This window comes from Streptomyces aureoversilis (genome assembly GCF_042657885.1).
GTDB lineage: Bacteria > Actinomycetota > Actinomycetes > Streptomycetales > Streptomycetaceae > Streptomyces > Streptomyces aureoversilis.
On record NZ_JBHSKJ010000006.1, the window covers coordinates 120,208 to 136,508 of the forward strand.

Genomic DNA, 16,301 nt, shown 5'->3' on the forward strand with positions numbered 1-16,301 from the left:
TTGGGGCATGAATCCGCAGGGGGATCGATGGACGGCGGAAACGGTGCTCTCGCTGGCGCCTGACGCCGCATCACGCAAAGCAGGAAGCAAGCTCGCGGCGCCCGGTCCGTGGTCGGGCGCGGGGGCGCGCCCGGAGGAGGGCGGGGGCGCGGTCTGGGGCGAGTGCTCGGGCAGCGGCAGCAAGCCGTACCGCACGGTGGCGGATCTGTCCGGTGAGGGCGGGCCGGGCTTCAACTGCTCCTGCCCGAGCCGCAAGTTCCCGTGCAAGCACGCGCTGGGCCTGCTGCTGTTGTGGGCTTCCGGCGAGGCCGCGGTGCCGGTCGCGGACGCTCCGCCGGAGTGGGCGGAGCAGTGGCTGGAGCGGCGCCGGAAGCGGGCCGAGAAGGCCGCCGCGGGCCCGGCCGCGGCGGGGCCCGCGACACCCGCGGACGAGGAGGCCGCCCGGCGGCGCGGGGAGCGCCGGGCGGAGCGGATCGGCGCGGGTGTCACGGAGTTGGAGCAGCGGCTCGCCGACCTGCTGCGCGGAGGGCTGGCGGCCGCGGAGGGCGCGGGGTACGGGCAGTGGGACGAGACGGCGGCCCGCATGGTCGATGCCCAGGCACCCGGTCTCGCCTCGCGCGTACGGGAGTTGGCGTCCCTGCCGGGCTCGGGTGCCGACTGGGCGGGCCGGCTGCTGGAGGAGTGCGCCCTGCTGCACACCCTCAACCAGGGGTGGCTGCGTCTGGAGGAGCTGCCGGAGCCCCTGGCCGCGACGGTCCGTTCGCGGGTCGGCCTGACCACGGACGCCGCGGCGCTGCTCGCGTCGGGGACGCCGGTGCGCGACCACTGGCTGGTCCTGGCGCAGCGGGACGGCGATGACGGGCGCCTGGTCACCCGCCGGATCTGGCTCCACGGCCGGGACTCGGGCCGGATGGCCCTGCTCCTGTCCTACGGAGCGGCGGGCCGGGCGCCGGAGCTGTCCCTGCCCGTGGGCCTGTCGCTGGACGCGGACCTCGTCTACTACCCGGCGGCGCACCCGCTCCGCGCCGTGCTCGGCACGCGTCACGCCCCGCCCGCGGAGGAGGGGGCGGCTCCGCCGCCGGGAGGGGGCGTGGAAGCGGCCCTCTCCGCGTACGGGGAGGCCCTGCGCGACGACCCCTGGCTGGAGGCGTGGCCGGTCGTTCTCGACGACGTGGTCCCGGTCCCCGCCCCGGACGGCCACTGGCAACTGGCCGACGCCGAGGGCGGTTCGGCGGCCCTGCCGGTCGATCCCCGGCACCGCGACAGCACGTCCCTGTGGCAACTGGCATCGATATCGGGCGGCGCCCCCATCAAAGTCTTCGCCGAATACGGCCACAGAGGCGCAACCCCTCTGACCACGTGGACCCCGGCCCCGGTCCCCCTCTGACGGCCCGCGGCCCCGGCGGCACCGAACCCCCGGGCAGCCCGGCACCGCCGGACACCACCGCTGCGGCTGATCACCGCCGCGGCGGACACAAGAGGCCGGGCCTCCAACCCACAACACCGGCCACCGGCCACACCTCCGCGGGATTCCACCCCGCCGCAACGGCGAGCAACCACCCACAACCCCACCGGCGGTGCCGAACCCACCTCAGGCAGCCCGGCACCGCCGGACACCACCGCGGGGGCTGATCACCATCGCGGCGAAAAACAAGAGGCCGACCTCCAGCTCCCGAAGCCACCCGGCCACCCGGCCACCCGGCCACCCGGCCACCCGGCCACCCGGCCAAGCTTCGACCGGTGCATCCCACCCCGCCGCAACGGCGAGCAGCCACCCCACAACCCCACCGGCGGTGCCGAGCCCACCCCAGGGCCGGCCGTACCGCCGCATCCCTCAGGAAAGGCAGCGCATGAACCGTACTTGGGACGAGCTCGTCACCTCCGCTCTGCTCGGGACCGGGCGGCGTGTGCCGCCTGTGCAGGTGCGGGCCGGGCAGGACGCGGCCGTGGCGTTGCTGGACGCCGCCGCGGTGGACACCGTGCGGCGGCGCGCCGGGGCGGTGCCCGACGCGGCGCTCGCCCGGCCCGCGCCGGCGCCCGCGGATGCCCGGCCCCCGTTGCCTCCGGCGGCCCGGCGGCGCCTCGCCCTGTTGCTCGCGGACCGCAGCGGCAGCGGCGGTGGCGGGCGCCGGGGCGCCGCCCCGGATCTGACGGAGCTGCTGCCCCAGTGGCTGGCCGCCGCCAACGGGCACGGCTATCAAGCACCTCCCGCCCTTCTGCCCGCTCTCCTGGACGCGGCCAGGTCCCGTAGCGATCTGCGGCAGGAGGCGCTCGCGTTCGGCGGGCCCCGCGCCCGGTGGCTGGCGGCGCTCAACCCGCAGTGGAAGTACGCCTTGCGGCCCGGCCCTGCCTCGGGCGCGGGCACCGCCGCAGGCACCGACACCGCAGTCTGGGAGGAGGGCCTGTTCGCGGAGCGTGCCGCGCTCCTCGCCTCCGTACGGCAGCGGGACCCCGCGGCCGCCCGCGAGCTGCTCGCCGGCTCGTGGGCGACGGAGCGGGCCGAGGACCGCCTGATGTTCCTGGACGCTCTGCGCGAGGGGCTGTCCGCGCAGGACGAGCCGTTCCTGGAGCGGGCCCTGTCCGACCGGAGCCGCAACGTCCGGGCCACCGCGGCGGAGCTGCTGTCGGCGCTGCCCGCCTCGGCGCTCGCGGCCCGCATGGCCGAGCGGGCCCGCAGCTGCGTCTCCCTGGACCGCACGGGGGAGGGCGAGGGCCCGCGGATCGCGGTGGAGGCGCCGCACGAGTGCGACAAGGGCATGCAGCGCGACGGCGTCGTCGTGAAGCCGCCGTCCGGGCGCGGCGAGCGCTCGTGGTGGCTGGCCCAGATCGTGGAGGGGACTCCGCTGGCGGCCTGGCCCGAGCGGTTCGGCGGCCGGAGCCCGGCGGGGATCGTGGCGCTGCCGGTCGCGGACGGCTGGCAGCCCGAGCTGCACGCCGCGTGGTGCCGGGCCGCGGTCCGGCAGCGGGACGCGGAGTGGGCGCGGGCGCTGCTGGGCCCCGCGTCGGCCCCGCCCGCGGCCGAGGGCACCTCGTGGAGGGATCCGGCGAAGCTGCTGTCGGCGCTGCCGCGGGACGAGCGGGCGGCGTGGGTGGCGGAGTTCGTCTCGGCGCACGGGCTGTCGGACGCGTTCCGGCTGCTCGGGGTGTGCGCGGTGCCGTGGGCGGAGCCGCTGGGCCGGTCGATCGTGGACGCCCTGGACGCCGCCCGCGACGCGGGCGGCTATCCGTGGAGCTTCAGCGGCGTGATGGGCCTGGCCGAACGCTGCCTGGACCCGGCGCAGGCCGACCGGCTGGAGGCGCTGACCCTGCTGCCGGAGGAGCCGGCCGCGGACGCCCCCGGGCGTGCCGGGGCCGCCGCGTACTGGGCGGAGGCGTTCCAGCGCCTCGTGGGCACGCTGCGGCTGCGGGCCACGATGCGGGAGGAGCTGGCGGGGTGACCCGCCGGCCCGGTCAGGCCTCGGTCGGCTGGCGGACGTTCGCGTTGACCCACTCCACGATGGAGGCCGTGGTGGCCCCCGGGGTGAAGATCGCGGCGACGCCCTGCTCCTTCAGCGGCGCGATGTCCGCCTCGGGGATGATCCCGCCGCCGAAGACCTTGATGTCCTCCGCGTCGCGCTCGCGCAGCAGCTGCAGGACCTTGGCGAACAGGGTGTTGTGGGCGCCGGAGAGGATGGACAGGCCGATCGCGTCGGCGTCCTCCTGGATGGCGGTGTCCACGATCTGCTCGGGCGTCTGGTGGAGGCCCGTGTAGATGACCTCCATGCCGGCGTCGCGCAGCGCCCGTGCGATGACCTTCGCGCCGCGGTCATGGCCGTCGAGCCCGGGCTTGGCCACCACCACGCGGATCGGACCGGTCACTCCCATCACTGCCTCCATGTACGACTGCCGGTAACCGGCGCCCAGGGATGTGAACGAACGTTATCTCCAGCATCCCGCACGCGGCCGTTTCGCGGTGCGGAGCGAGGGGGAAATCACACGTGGGACAACACGTCGCTACGCACCGTCCGCGCGCTTCCGCGTCTTACGGGTCGCCCAGTCACCCGCGTCGCCGGGGTGGCGAGTCTTCGGGCGGTCGCGAGGGCAGTCGCGGCGGAGGCCGCCGCACCACTGTGCCGACAGCCGCACGGCACAGCGGTGCGGCCGGTCGCGCGCAGCTGCCCGTGGGCGCACACGGGGGACGACAGCCGCGCTTCCCGGGTGCCGTTCGGGAGGTCGGCCATGAGGACCCTGCCCTTCATCAGCATTCTTGCCGCCTTGCTGCGCCCGTCGACCGCGCTCGTCCGGTCCACGGTGCTGGAGCTGGCGATTCTCACCGGCCATCTGCTGCTGTACCCGACCGGTTTCGTGCAGGAGCGCCCGCCGCCCCGGCGGGCGCTGCCCGCGCTTCCGGCCGCCGGCGACACGCCCGACACGCCCGGACTGCATGAATCCGTCGAAACCGGACAAGAAGGTCATCTGCCTGTTCTGCTCCTCCACGGCTTCATCGACAACCGTTCGGTCTTCATCCTGCTGCGCAGATCCCTGCGCCGGCACGGCTGGCAGCAGGTCGAAGCGCTCAACTACTCGCTCCTGACCTGCGACATCCGCACCGCCGCCCGCCTGCTGGGCCGCCACATCGAGGACATCTGCGCCCGCACGGGGCAGCGGCGGGTCGACGTGGTGGGGCACAGCCTCGGCGGCCTGATCGCGCGCTACTACGTCCAGCGGATGGGCGGCGACGCCCGCGTCAGGACCCTGGTCACCCTCGGCACGCCGCACGCCGGCACCCGCGCGGCCTCGCTGCTGCCCGCGCATCCCCTGGTGCGCCAGATGCGCCCGGGATCGGACGTCGTCGCCGAACTCGCGGGCCCCGCACCGGATTGCACAACACAATTCATCGGTTTCTGGAGTGACCTGGACCAATTGATGGTGCCCGTGGAATGCGCCCGCATCGACCACCCGGATCTGAGCGCGCGCAATGTCCGGGTCACGGGCGTCGGGCACCTCGCCCTGCCGGTGCACTGGGAGGTGGCCGCCGGCATACGACAGGCCCTGACCACGGAAGAGGCGCAGGACGACGCGTCGGGGGCGGCGTCCGTCGCCTGATTCACCGGCGTTCCGCGGGCGCTCCCGGAGGCCCCGAAACCGAACGCGGATCGAACGTCAAATCGGTTTTCCGGGGTTCAGTCCACCAAAAGGCGGCTAAATGCCCGGGCCCCGGCCGCCCGAAACGTGACGAAGATTGTCGCCGTCCCATACCGCCGGGTACAGTCGCCGCTAATTCTCCTCCCTCGGCGAAAGAGAAGTGGTGGTGAACGACCGTCACCCGGCGGCGGGCCCCGGCCCGTCCGACCCCGCTCAGGATGGCTCCTACGGGCAGTACGCGTCGTACGGTCAGCAGAGCGCACCGCACAACTACACCGGGTACGACGGCTACGACAGCGGTCAGTGGGAGACCACGGGTCAGTGGGCCGGCACCAGTCAGTGGGGCGGAGTCACCGGCCAGACCCAGATCTGGGACTTCAGCGCCTACGACACCGGGCAGGCCGACGCCACCGGGCACTGGGACACCTCCGCCGGCATCACCACCCCCGCCACCGGGCAGTGGGACACGAGCGCCATGACGCCGAGCGCCTGGGGGGCGGAAGGCACCTACGACACCTCCGGCCACTGGGAGCTGACCGGCCGGACCGGGTTCCCCGGCCAGGCCCAGGCGCCCGCCCCCGACCAGCCCGCCGCGCAGGGCTGGGACACCACGGGAACCGGGCAGTTCACCTCTTGGGACGGTTCCGGCCAGGCGGTGGACGCCTCGGGCTGGGGGCACCTCCCGGACGAAGTCCGGGGGAGGGACACGTCCGGGCAGTGGGACACCTCGGGGCAGTCGGGACAGTGGGAGACCGGGGCCGGCCAGTGGGAGGCGGGCGCCGGCCAGACCCAGATCTGGGACGCCGGTGCCTTCGCCGCCGTGGACGGCACGCAGGGCGAGCCGGAGCACGCCCCGACCCTCATGACCGACCTCTCCGCCATGACCGACCTCTCCGGCATGGCGTCCATGGACTCCGTGCCCGCGATGGACGAAGCGGACGGGCAGGCGCCCGACGAGGTGAAGGCCTCCCCCGCCGGTACCGTCGCGAACGCCGAGACGCAGGCCATGCTGTTCGTCCCCCCGGCCCGCGACGAAGCCGGCCCGGACGACGCCCCCCGCGACACCCCCACCCGCAGCAGCCGCCGCAAGGGCGCGCCCGCGCGCACCGCATACCGGCCGCGCCGCAAGGCCCTGCTGACCGTCGCCGTGCCGTCGGTCGCCGTCATAGGGGTCGCCGGGATCGCCGCCGCGACCGTCTCCGGCGGGCAGAGCGACGACAAGAAGGAGATCCAGGCGGCGTCCGCCCCCGACAGCGCGCCCGTGCCCTCCGTCGCCAACAGCAAGCTGGACACCCAGCTCGCGAGCCTCAGCCACGGCGCCGACGACTTCGCGAACCGCGCCAACCGCACCCAGGAGCGCATCGACCTCAAGGCGCGCCAGGAAGCGGAGAAGAAACGTAAAGCGGAGGAAGCGGCCCGCAAGGAGGCCGAGCGCCCGAAGTTCTCCCTGCCCGTCGCGCAGCACGGCCTCAGCGCGATGTACGGCCAGGCGGGCGTCAACTGGATGTCCGTGCACACGGGCATCGACTTCCCGGTCAGCTACGGCACGCCGGTCATGGCCGCCACGGACGGCACGGTCCGCACGCAGTACAACGTGGCCTACGGGAACATGGCCATAGTGACGTCGCCCGACGGCGTCGAGACCTGGTACTGCCACCTCAGCAGCACCAAGCTCCGCTCCGGCCAGGTCAAGGCCGGCGACGTCATCGCCTACTCCGGCAACTCCGGCAACTCCACCGGGCCGCACCTGCACTTCGAGGTCCGGCCGGGCGGCTCCGCCGTCGACCCGCTGCCGTGGCTGCGCGCACACGGCTACGACCCGACCTAGCGGCCGGCGGCGGCGCACACCGGCGGTTCCGCACCGGGGCTCATCCCCCGTGCGGATCCAGCGGAACGGCTACAGCTTCTCGACCGGTGCGTACCGCAGGAGCAGCCGCTTCGGCTTCTCCTCGCCGAAGTCGACCGTGGCCTCGGCGTTGTCGCCGCTGCCCTTGACCCCGACGACGGTGCCCAGCCCGAACGAGTCGTGCGTGACCCGGTCACCGACGGCGAGCGCCACCACCGGCCGGTCCTTGGCGCGGCGCGTGGCGAACCCGCTCGGACCTGCCTTGGCGCGCGAGGACGTGAACCCCGACGTGATGCCGGAGCCCGTACCACCGCCCGAGCCGATCGAGTTCATCGACGCCGACGGCTTCGCGGGCCCGGTGCGCCGCCACTGCACGTACTGGTCGGGGATCTCCTCGAGGAACCGCGACGGCGGGTTGTACGCGGGCTGGCCCCACGCGCTGCGCATGCTCGCGCGCGTCAGGAACAGCCGCTCCCGGGCGCGGGTGATACCCACGTAGGCGAGGCGGCGCTCCTCCTCCAGCTCCTTGGTCTGGCCGAGGGCGCGCATGTGCGGGAAGACGCCGTCCTCCATGCCGGTGAGGAAGACGACGGGGAACTCCAGGCCCTTCGCGGTGTGCAGGGTCATCAGCGTGATGACGCCCGTGCCTTCCGCGTCCTCGTCGGGGATCTGGTCGGAGTCGGCGACGAGGGCCACCTTCTCCAGGAACTCGGCCAGCGTGCCGGGCTCCCCCTCCTCGCGTTCCTGCTCGAACTCCAGGGCCACGGCCGCGAGCTCCTGCAGGTTCTCCACGCGGGTCTCGTCCTGGGGGTCGGTGGAGGCCTGCAGCTCGGCGAGATAGCCCGTGCGCTCCAGCACCGCTTCCAGGACGGTGGCCGGGCCGGCGCCCGACTCGGCGATCGTGCGCAGCTCCTCCATGAGGACGTTGAAGCGCTTGACCGCGTTCGCCGAGCGGGCGGCCATGCCGTAGGCCTCGTCGACGCGGCGCAGCGCCTGCGAGAAGCTGATCTTCTCGCGCAGCGACAGGGCGTCGATCATGGCCTCGGCGCGCTCGCCGATGCCGCGCTTGGGCACGTTGAGGATGCGCCGCAGCGGGACGGTGTCCTCGGGGTTGGCGAGGACCCGCAGGTAGGCCAGGACGTCGCGGACCTCCTTGCGCTCGTAGAAGCGCACGCCGCCGACGACCTTGTAGGGCAGGCCGACGCGGATGAAGATCTCTTCGAAGACACGGGACTGGGCGTTGGTCCGGTAGAAGACGGCCACGTCCCCGGCCTTGGCGTCGCCGGCGTCCGTGAGGCGGTCGATCTCGTCGGCGACGAACTGGGCCTCGTCGTGCTCGGTGTCGGCGACGTAGCCGGTGATGGCCGGGCCGGCACCGGCCTCGGTCCACAGGTTCTTCGGGCGGCGGCTCTCGTTGCGCTCGATGACCGCGTTGGCGGCGTTGAGGATCGTCTGCGTGGAGCGGTAGTTCTGCTCCAGCAGGATCGTCGTGGCGTCGGGGTAGTCCTCCTCGAACTGGAGGATGTTGCGGATCGTGGCGCCGCGGAAGGCGTAGATCGACTGGTCGGCGTCACCGACGACGCACAGCTCGGCCGGGCCCTCCTCCGGCGCCGTCTCCGCGGTGCCGACGAGCTCGCGCACGAGGGTGTACTGCGCGTGGTTGGTGTCCTGGTACTCGTCGACCAGGACGTGCCGGAAGCGGCGGCGGTAGTGCTCGGCCACGTCGGGGAAGGCCTGGAGCAGGTGCACCGTGGTCATGATGATGTCGTCGAAGTCGAGGGCGTTGGCCTCGCGCAGCCGCGACTGGTACATCGCGTACGCCTCGGCGAGCGTCTTCTCGAAGCCGTCCGCCGCCTGCGCCGCGAAGGCCTCCTCGTCGATGAGCTCGTTCTTCAGGTTGGAGATCTTCGCGCTGAAGGACTTCGGCGGGAACTTCTTCGGGTCGAGGTCGAGGTCCCGGCAGACGAGCGCCATGAGCCGCTTGGAGTCGGCCGCGTCGTAGATCGAGAAGGAGGAGGTGAAGCCGAGCTTCTTGCTCTCCCGGCGCAGGATCCGCACGCACGCGCTGTGGAACGTCATCACCCACATGGCGTGGGCGCGGGGGCCGACGAGCTGCTCGACGCGCTCCTTCATCTCGCCCGCGGCCTTGTTGGTGAAGGTGATCGCGAGGATCTGACCGGGGTGCACGTGCCGGGCGCCCAGCAGGTGGGCGATGCGGTGGGTGAGCACGCGCGTCTTGCCCGAGCCGGCGCCGGCGACGATGAGCAGCGGGGAGCCCGTGTGCACCACCGCGGCGCGCTGCTGCTCGTTCATCCCCTCGAGCAGGGCCGCGGGGTCCACGGCGGGCCGGTGGGCGCCGTCGCGGTAGTAGGCCTCGCGGGGGACGGGCACGTCGAAGGCGCCCTGGAAGAGGTCGTCCGGCACCGGCTCCGGGGCCGCGTCCTCCGGGGGAGGGGGGTGCTCCTCGTCCGCGGGGCCGAGGTCCGCCAGGAAGCTGTCGTCAAAGAGGCTGCTCATCGCCTCCCGAGTCTAGGCCGCCCCACTGACAGCCGGGCCCCCATTCCCGGCGACAGTGGTCACCCCCACAGCGCGGGTGCGGCCGGCGCCGCACCGCAGCACCGGCCGCACCACCGCATCACAGCGGAGGTCAGACCCACATCACCGCGATGAAGATGTTCACCACGGTCAGCGCGCCCACCGCGCCGAACACCGGGGCCGGGACCTTCTCGTCGTCGCGCTTGACGTAGACCAGGCCGAGGATCACGACGAGCAGCGCGAGCTTCGTGCCGATCTTGACCATGTTCAGGGTGTGGTCCTGCGCCTGGTTGAGGCCCACCAGCGCCACACCCGTGACCAGCATGGTCAGCGCGCCGTGCAGCATGGCGGGCACCATCCGCGCCTCGCCCCTGCCCATGGCCTTCATCTGGGTCATGAAGCCGCCGAGCAGCGCGCCGATGCCGACGATGTGCAGGCCGACGACGGCGTGAATGAGTACGTCCATGAGGCCGACCCTAGCGGGGGCTATATCACCCACGGGCAGGCAGGTGGGGCGCAATCGCCACTTCGGTCACGGGCGGCATATATCCATCCGCAGGGGCGGGGTCGACATGATCACCCGCCAAAGCGCGCTGATCGATTTCATCCACTACCGGTCATCTGTGTTCTGGAGCGTGACCCTGCGGAATAGCGTCCTGGCCCAGACGGCGGCGGTCCGCGCGCTCCCCCCTCGCGACGGACCGCCGCCGGACACCGTCCGGCGCGGCCACAGGGCCGGCGGACCGGGCAGGAACAGCAGGTCTGGAAGGAAGTGACGGCCGGCGTGGCAGCAGCGCACCGCAAGCCCAGGCAGCACCCGTTCACCAGCGGCACCGTACGGACCGCGGCCGGTCTCGCCCTCGCGGGCGCCGCCACCGCCACGCTCCTCGACGGCACCGCTCAGGCCGCTCCCCCGCCCTCCACGGCCCAGCTCAGATCCCAGGTCGACCGGTACTACCGGGAGGCCGAGGAGGCCACCGAGCGGTACAACGGCGCCAAGGAGAAGGCCGACCGCGCGGAGGCCGCCCTCGAAGAGCTGCAGGACCGGGCCGCCCGCAGGACCGAGCGGCTCAACGCGGCCCGCAACGCCCTGGGCTCCTACGCCACCGCCCAGTACCGCGAGGGCGGGATGCCCCCGAGCGTGCAGCTGATGCTCTCCTCCTCCCCCGGCCAGTACCTGGAGCGGGCCTCCCTGGCCCACCAGGCGGGCAGCCGGCAGGCGGTGGCCGTCAGCCGTTACGAGCGCGAGGCGCGGGAGATCCGGCAGGTCCGCACGGCCGCCGACGCCCGCCTCGCGGAGCTCAAGCAGGAGCAGGCCGGCCTCGCCCGCCACAAGCGGACCGTCGAGGGCAAGCTCGCGGAGGCCAGGAGGGTGCTGGCCGAGCTGCCGGACGAGGAGCGCGCCGCCGTCGAGCGCGGGGACGCCGCCGGCGCGGCGGGCGCCGTCACGGCCGCGGCCGACCGCGCGGCCGCACCGCACGGCGGCGTGCAGGCCCCCACGGAGCGGGCCGCGCGGGCCGTCGCCTTCGCGTACTCCGCGCTCGGCAAGCCCTACGTGTGGGGGGCGACCGGCCCCGCCGCCTTCGACTGCTCCGGGCTGACCAAGGCCGCCTGGCAGGCGGCGGGCGTCTCGCTGCCGCGCACCACGTACACGCAGATCAACGCGGGCCGGCGGATCTCCCGGAGCGCGCTCGCCCCCGGAGACCTGGTGTTCTTCTACTCCGGCATCAGCCACGTCGGGCTCTACATCGGCGGCGGGCGGATGATCCACGCTCCGCACCCGGGCGCACCGGTCCGGATCGCCCCGGTCGACGAGATGCCCTTCGCGGGGGCGTCGCGGCCGGTGTGAGCGCCGCAGGGCCGGTGTGAGCCCGCGGCGCTCTTGTGGTTGTTGCGGTTTCCGAAGGGACCCCGGGCGCAACGCCCGCCTTCCCGCAGGCGCTAGCCGAGGACCAGCAGGGTGGCGAGCGCCGGGCCGAGGGCTCCGCCCATGAGGTAGGAGAGCTGGAACAGGCTGAGGGGCGGATCAGAGGGTGCACAGGAGGCGTTCGCCGTGGGCACCGGTCAGCGCGCGGTCACTTCGTCGAGCAGCCGCGGGGCGTCTCCGCTGAAGTCGATCCACGGATTCGTGCCCAGCGCCTCCGCGCCGTCCACGCTCGGCTCCTCGTAGCGCATGACGAACTTCTCGGGGCCGTGGACGTAGGCCACGATCAGGCCGTGCCCGGCATCGAGGTAGGCGCCGTGGGGGCCCAGGCCGGGGTAGCTCACGCGCCAGGCCGGATCGCCGGTTCCGACCGCGCCCACCGACAGCTTCGCGACCACGCCGTCGGGCAGCACGTAGAACCACGTCCACGGGCCGCCGGAGACGACCGTCATCACTTCGTCGACGCCGACGCCGTGGTCGGAGCTGTTGACGTGGAGCCGGCCGAAGCGCTCCTGCACGGCGTGCCGGGCGCCGGCGTCCATCGTCTTCATGTCGTACACCTTCGGGTACGGGGGAACGCCAACCTCGGAGGTGTTCAGGAACCCGCCCCGAGGCGCCTCCGGGCGGCGGCCGGCCAGCTCGATCTGCTCCACCAGCTGACCCCGGTGCATGCTGAACAGCGAGAGCAGTTCCGCGTTTTCCTCTTCCGAGAGCGCCCGGCCCTTGGACGCCTCCACGATCGGGTGGGCCTCCGTGGGAACGGGGAGCCGGCTGACCCGCACGCCCACCGTGCGCAGTACGCGGTTGACCGCTTCGACGCCGGTGGTGGCCGGGCGGCCGTCGGAGTACGAGAGCTTCAGGATTCCGTGGTCTGCGGTCGTCATTGCTGCTCCTGAGGTCCTTCAACGCAAGATCTTTTGACATTGAAATAACAGCACGCTTGCTTGTTCAACGTCAAGTCTTTTAAGGTTGAAAAAAATCGTGGAGAGGGCGATGACGTGACCGACGCGGTGGACCTGGTCATCGAGCAGTGGCGCAAGGAACGGCCCGAGCTGGCGGACAGCCTGGGGTCCGTGGAGGTGCTGGGGCGCATACAGCGCATGCAGCGCGTGTACGACCAGCACTTCAAGAGGCTCAGTGACGAATTCGGCGTGAACGTGGGCGAGTTCGATGTGCTGTCCACGCTGCGCCGCTCGGGCCCGCCCTACACGCTCAGCGCCGGCGCCTTCGCGAAAGCGGCCATGGTGTCCCCGGGCGCCATCACGAACCGCCTGGACCGCTTGGAGGACAAGGGTCTGGTCGAGCGGATCCGCGACCGCGCCGACCGGCGATCGGTACGGATCCGTCTCACCGAGCGCGGCAGGACACTGATCGACGAGGCCATGGTCGCCCACCTGCGGGACTACGACGAGATCCTGTCCGTCCTGACCCCCGAGGAGTGCCAGCACATCGCCTCGGGGCTGCGCAAGCTTTTCGAGGCCCAGGGCGACACCACGCTCACCTGATCAAGGTGCGGGGGACGGCCTCGGCCGGCCCCGGCCGGGCTACGGCTTGATCTGCTGCGAGAGCCAGCGGAAGACGTCGGGGACCTGCCGCTTCCACACGGCCGTGCCGTGGCCGCCCGCGCCCGCGGGGACCTTCGTCACGTGCACCGTCGTCGGCGGCTTGGCCGCCTGCTTGAGCGCCAGGCCGCCCTGGTAGCCGTCGCCCTCCGCGCCGGAGACGAACAGCGCCACGTGCGGCGGGGTCTTGGCCCGCTGGAGCATCTTCAGGGGGTTGTTCTCCTCGCGCAGCTCGGGCGTCTTCGCCGTCAGCGAGGCGGGCTCGCCGATCGGGTCGTTGTAGCCGGAGAGGCTGACGCCGGCGCGGTAGCGGTCGGGGTGGGCTACGGCCAGCTTGGCGGCGCAGTGCGCGCCCGCCGAGTAGCCCGCGACGGCCCAGCCCTCGGGCTTCTCCTGCGCGCGGAAGGTGTCCGTGACCATCTTGCGGACGTCGACGCTGAGCCAGGTGTCGGCGTTGACCTTGCCGGTGATGTTGGCGCAGCCGGTGTCCACGTCGCCGAGGAGCGTGGTGCGCGGGGCCACGATGATGAAGGGCTCGACCTCCCCCTTCTCCATCAGCGGCTTGAGCTGGCTGTTGACCTCCAGCGTGCCGAACCAGGCCTTCGCCGAGCCGGGGAAGCCCGGGAGGACCTCGACCACGGGGAACTTCTTGTCCTTGTACGCGGGGTCGTCGTACTGCGGCGGCAGCCAGACGTAGACCTCGCCCTCCACGCCGGATATCTGGCCCTTGAACTGGGTCTCCTGCACGCCCGGGCCCATCCGCTTGTCGGACGCGGGCTTGAACTTCTGCGGGTTCTTGGGCGCCGTGTCGAGGTTCTTGCCGCCGGTGCCGTCCGGGCCGAGGTCGGCCGCGGTCCGGACGTGGTCGCCGGTGCCGAGGAGGTCGTCCCAGTTGTCGAAGAGCCCGTTGGCGTTGTTGACCATCACGAAGACCATGGCTATGGCCGTGACCTGGGCGAACAGCAGCATGAGCAGCCGCGCCGCCTGCCGTACGAGCTTGGGGCCGCCGATCCTGCCCCACAGCGTGAGCGGCAGCACGAGCGCCACCACGACCAGCGCGACCGTGGTGAGGAGGAAGGGCGTCCCCGTCAGGCTCATCGTGCTCTCGTTTCGGATCTCGGGCCCCGCGCGGGGCCGGGGCCCTGCGTGAGTGAGAGCCTCTCGTCCGTTCAAGAGTGCGAGCGGGGCGCCGGGGTTCCGCCCCTCCCCCGGCGGGAGCCGGGCTTATCCGAAATCGGACCGGAAGGGCGGCGATCCACGCCGGATCCACGACGAGGATCCGGCGGGCGGGGATCCGGCGGGCGGGATCAGACCAGGCGCCGGGCCGTCGCCCACCGGGTCAGCTCGTGGCGGTTGGAGAGCTGGAGCTTGCGCAGCACCGCCGAGACGTGCGACTCGACCGTCTTCACCGAGATGAACAGCTGCTTGGCGATCTCCTTGTAGGCATAGCCGCGGGCGATCAGGCGCAGCACCTCGCGCTCGCGCTGGGTGAGCCGGTCGAGGTCCTCGTCGACGGGCGGGGCGTCGGTGGAGGCGAAGGCGTCCAGGACGAAGCCGGCCAGCCGCGGGGAGAAGACGGCGTCGCCGTCCTTGACGCGGAAGACGGCGTCGACCAGATCGGCGCCGGTGATGGTCTTGGTGACGTAGCCGCGGGCGCCGCCGCGGATGACGCCGATGACGTCCTCCGCGGCGTCGGAGACGGACAGGGCCAGGAAGCGGACCGGGCGCTCGGCGTCGGCCATCAGGGGCGCGCAGCGGCGCAGCACCTCGACCCCGCCGCCGCCGGGGAGGTGGACGTCGAGCAGGACGACCTCGGGGCGGGTGGCGGTGATGACGGTGACCGCCTGGTCGACGTCGGCGGCCTCGCCGACGACCTCGACGCCCGTCCGGTCGGTGGCCCCGATCTCGGCCTGCACGCCCGTACGGAACATCCGGTGGTCGTCCACCAGCACGACCCGTGCGTGGCGCTGCACCGTCTCTTCGGTCGTCATGACGCGTTCTCCGCCCTCTCCATTTCCAGCTCCACTTCGGTTCCCCCACCGGGCACGGACCGCAGTCTCGCCGTGCCGCCGTTGCGCTGCATCCGGCCGATGATGGATTCGCGGACGCCCATGCGGTCGTCCGGCACCGCGTCCAGGTCGAAGCCGGGGCCGCGGTCGCGCACGGAGAGGAAGACCGTACGCCCCTCGACCTCGGCGTACACCTGGACGGCGCCGCCTTCGCCACCGTACTTGGCGGCGTTGACCATGGCCTCACGGGCGGCTTGCATCTGGGCGGCCAGACGCTCGTCCAGCGGGCAGTCACCGACGACGACCACCTCGATGGGCACCCCGTGATAGTCCTCGACCTCGGCCGCGGTGGCCTTGACGGCCTCGGCGAGGGTGTCGGGCTGCTCGGCCTCGTCCTTCCCGCGGCCCTCGGGCCGGTAGAGCCAGGCGCGCAGCTCGCGCTCCTGGGCCCGGGCCAGGCGGGCGACCTCGCGCGCGTCCTCGGCGTTGCGCTGGATCAGGGTGAGGGTGTGCAGGACGGAGTCGTGGACGTGGGCCGCGACTTCGGCGCGCTCCTGGGCCCGGATGCGCATCGTGCGCTCGGCGGAGAGGTCCTGGGTCATGCGGACGAGGGAGGGACCGGCCAGCAGCGCTATGCCGACCAGGACGGCCAGCGACGCCTGCAGGACGGTGCCCAGGTGCTCGGCGGAGCCCTGGAGGACGACGATGCCCGTGACGCCGGCGGCGGCGAGGACCACGCCGGCCGCGGCGCGCGCGAGCTGCAGGACCCGCTTGCTGCGGCCGACCTCCATCCAGTGGGCCCGGCGGGCGTTGTCGGCCTGGCGCCAGACGAGGGCGACGCCCGCGCCGACGAGCAGCAGCGGCCAGATGTAGGCGTTGGCGCGGCCGAGGTGGAGGTTGTCCACGAAGATCGCGGCGGCGATGACCAGGGCGACGAGGGCGACGACCTGCCCGCGGTCCGGCTTGCGGGCGAAGAGGCGCCGGCGGTCGCCCGCACCCGTCTCGGCGGGGGCCGGGCGGGGGGCGTCGACGCCGCCCACGCCGAGCGGCACCACGAACCAGAACACCGCGTACAGCACGGCGCCCATGCCCTGGGCCATCAGCAGGGCGACGAAGACCAGGCGCACCCAGGAGACCGGCAGGCCCAGGTGCCCGGCGAGCCCGCGCGCGACACCGCCGAGCATGCGGCCCTCGGCGCTGCGGTAGAGCTTGCGCAGGGGTGGGCCGTCGGGGTGCTGCGGGCGGGCGGGGGCGGTCATGTACTGATCGTCACATGTCCGCGGGGGCCGCGGCATCAGGGT

Annotated in this window: 13 protein-coding genes; 6 read left to right on the forward strand and 7 right to left on the reverse strand. The window is 72.9% G+C overall.

Annotation, left to right across the window (positions count from 1 at the left end):
• Window positions 1-7 precede the first annotated feature (7 nt).
• Window positions 8-1,387 carry an SWIM zinc finger family protein gene (locus ACFPP6_RS12565; protein WP_382040403.1) on the forward strand — a complete coding sequence of 460 codons (1,380 nt, stop codon included), beginning with the start codon at window positions 8-10 and terminating at the stop codon, window positions 1,385-1,387.
• Window positions 1,388-1,850: 463 nt separating this feature from the next.
• On the forward strand, window positions 1,851-3,437 hold the full coding sequence (locus tag ACFPP6_RS12570) for a DUF5691 domain-containing protein (RefSeq protein ID WP_382040405.1): 1,587 nt from the start codon (window positions 1,851-1,853) through the stop codon (window positions 3,435-3,437).
• A gap of 13 nt (window positions 3,438-3,450) precedes the next feature.
• On the opposite strand, the gene ACFPP6_RS12575 is transcribed toward ACFPP6_RS12570, so the two are convergent.
• Window positions 3,451-3,864 (reverse strand): cobalamin B12-binding domain-containing protein, encoded by a 414-nt coding sequence (locus ACFPP6_RS12575; RefSeq protein ID WP_382040408.1) that lies wholly within the window; start codon window positions 3,862-3,864, stop codon window positions 3,451-3,453.
• A 354-nt stretch (window positions 3,865-4,218) separates the two neighbouring features.
• Between ACFPP6_RS12575 and ACFPP6_RS12580 the strand changes: the two genes are divergently transcribed.
• Together ACFPP6_RS12580 and ACFPP6_RS12585 are read left to right on the forward strand one after the other, a co-directional pair.
• The gene (locus ACFPP6_RS12580) at window positions 4,219-5,085 is read left to right on the forward strand and encodes an esterase/lipase family protein (RefSeq protein WP_382040411.1); all 867 of its coding nucleotides are present in this window, start codon (window positions 4,219-4,221) and stop codon (window positions 5,083-5,085) included.
• A gap of 205 nt (window positions 5,086-5,290) precedes the next feature.
• Window positions 5,291-6,952: a M23 family metallopeptidase gene (locus tag ACFPP6_RS12585; protein ID WP_382040414.1), complete on the forward strand. Its 1,662-nt coding sequence runs from the start codon at window positions 5,291-5,293 to the stop codon at window positions 6,950-6,952.
• A gap of 69 nt (window positions 6,953-7,021) precedes the next feature.
• Here ACFPP6_RS12585 and pcrA read toward each other — a convergent pair whose 3' ends face one another.
• Together pcrA and ACFPP6_RS12595 are read right to left on the reverse strand one after the other, a co-directional pair.
• Window positions 7,022-9,487 (reverse strand): DNA helicase PcrA, encoded by a 2,466-nt coding sequence (gene pcrA / locus ACFPP6_RS12590; protein WP_382040417.1) that lies wholly within the window; start codon window positions 9,485-9,487, stop codon window positions 7,022-7,024.
• Window positions 9,488-9,617: 130 nt separating this feature from the next.
• Complete coding sequence (locus tag ACFPP6_RS12595; protein ID WP_168096620.1) at window positions 9,618-9,971, reverse strand: hypothetical protein; 354 nt, start codon at window positions 9,969-9,971, stop codon at window positions 9,618-9,620.
• A 306-nt stretch (window positions 9,972-10,277) separates the two neighbouring features.
• On the opposite strand from ACFPP6_RS12595, the gene ACFPP6_RS12600 reads away from it, so the two are divergent.
• Window positions 10,278-11,354, forward strand: a complete 1,077-nt coding sequence (locus tag ACFPP6_RS12600; protein WP_382040420.1) for a C40 family peptidase — start codon at window positions 10,278-10,280, stop codon at window positions 11,352-11,354.
• Window positions 11,355-11,569: 215 nt separating this feature from the next.
• On the opposite strand, the gene ACFPP6_RS12605 is transcribed toward ACFPP6_RS12600, so the two are convergent.
• Complete coding sequence (locus ACFPP6_RS12605; protein WP_382040423.1) at window positions 11,570-12,313, reverse strand: hypothetical protein; 744 nt, start codon at window positions 12,311-12,313, stop codon at window positions 11,570-11,572.
• A 114-nt stretch (window positions 12,314-12,427) separates the two neighbouring features.
• Between ACFPP6_RS12605 and ACFPP6_RS12610 the strand changes: the two genes are divergently transcribed.
• Entirely contained in the window at window positions 12,428-12,934 is a 507-nt protein-coding gene (locus ACFPP6_RS12610) for a MarR family winged helix-turn-helix transcriptional regulator (RefSeq protein WP_382040426.1), read from the forward strand.
• A 39-nt stretch (window positions 12,935-12,973) separates the two neighbouring features.
• On the opposite strand, the gene ACFPP6_RS12615 is transcribed toward ACFPP6_RS12610, so the two are convergent.
• From ACFPP6_RS12615 to ACFPP6_RS12625, 3 genes are all read right to left on the reverse strand, one after another.
• A complete protein-coding gene (locus ACFPP6_RS12615) occupies window positions 12,974-14,089 on the reverse strand; it encodes an alpha/beta hydrolase (protein ID WP_382040429.1) in 1,116 nt (371 codons plus the stop codon).
• 209 nt (window positions 14,090-14,298) lie between these two features.
• Entirely contained in the window at window positions 14,299-14,982 is a 684-nt protein-coding gene (locus ACFPP6_RS12620; RefSeq protein WP_168091447.1) for a LuxR C-terminal-related transcriptional regulator, read from the reverse strand.
• Window positions 14,979-16,259, reverse strand: a complete 1,281-nt coding sequence (locus ACFPP6_RS12625; protein WP_382040432.1) for a PspC domain-containing protein — start codon at window positions 16,257-16,259, stop codon at window positions 14,979-14,981. The genes ACFPP6_RS12620 and ACFPP6_RS12625 overlap by 4 nt, the downstream gene beginning before the upstream one ends.
• Between the last annotated feature and the right edge of the window lie 42 nt (window positions 16,260-16,301).

Excerpts from the sequence above, each read along its gene's own strand:
- ACFPP6_RS12565 (WP_382040403.1), top strand. The coding sequence starts at position 8 with ATGAATCCGCAGGGGGATCGATGGACGGCGGAAACGGTGCTCTCGCTG.
- ACFPP6_RS12570 (WP_382040405.1), top strand. The coding sequence starts at position 1,851 with ATGAACCGTACTTGGGACGAGCTCGTCACCTCCGCTCTGCTCGGGACC.
- ACFPP6_RS12575 (WP_382040408.1), bottom strand. The coding sequence starts at position 3,864 with ATGGGAGTGACCGGTCCGATCCGCGTGGTGGTGGCCAAGCCCGGGCTC.
- ACFPP6_RS12580 (WP_382040411.1), top strand. The coding sequence starts at position 4,219 with ATGAGGACCCTGCCCTTCATCAGCATTCTTGCCGCCTTGCTGCGCCCG.
- pcrA (WP_382040417.1), bottom strand. The coding sequence starts at position 9,487 with ATGAGCAGCCTCTTTGACGACAGCTTCCTGGCGGACCTCGGCCCCGCG.
- ACFPP6_RS12595 (WP_168096620.1), bottom strand. The coding sequence starts at position 9,971 with ATGGACGTACTCATTCACGCCGTCGTCGGCCTGCACATCGTCGGCATC.
- ACFPP6_RS12605 (WP_382040423.1), bottom strand. The coding sequence starts at position 12,313 with ATGACGACCGCAGACCACGGAATCCTGAAGCTCTCGTACTCCGACGGC.
- ACFPP6_RS12615 (WP_382040429.1), bottom strand. The coding sequence starts at position 14,089 with ATGAGCCTGACGGGGACGCCCTTCCTCCTCACCACGGTCGCGCTGGTC.
- ACFPP6_RS12620 (WP_168091447.1), bottom strand. The coding sequence starts at position 14,982 with ATGACGACCGAAGAGACGGTGCAGCGCCACGCACGGGTCGTGCTGGTG.
- ACFPP6_RS12625 (WP_382040432.1), bottom strand. The coding sequence starts at position 16,259 with ATGACCGCCCCCGCCCGCCCGCAGCACCCCGACGGCCCACCCCTGCGC.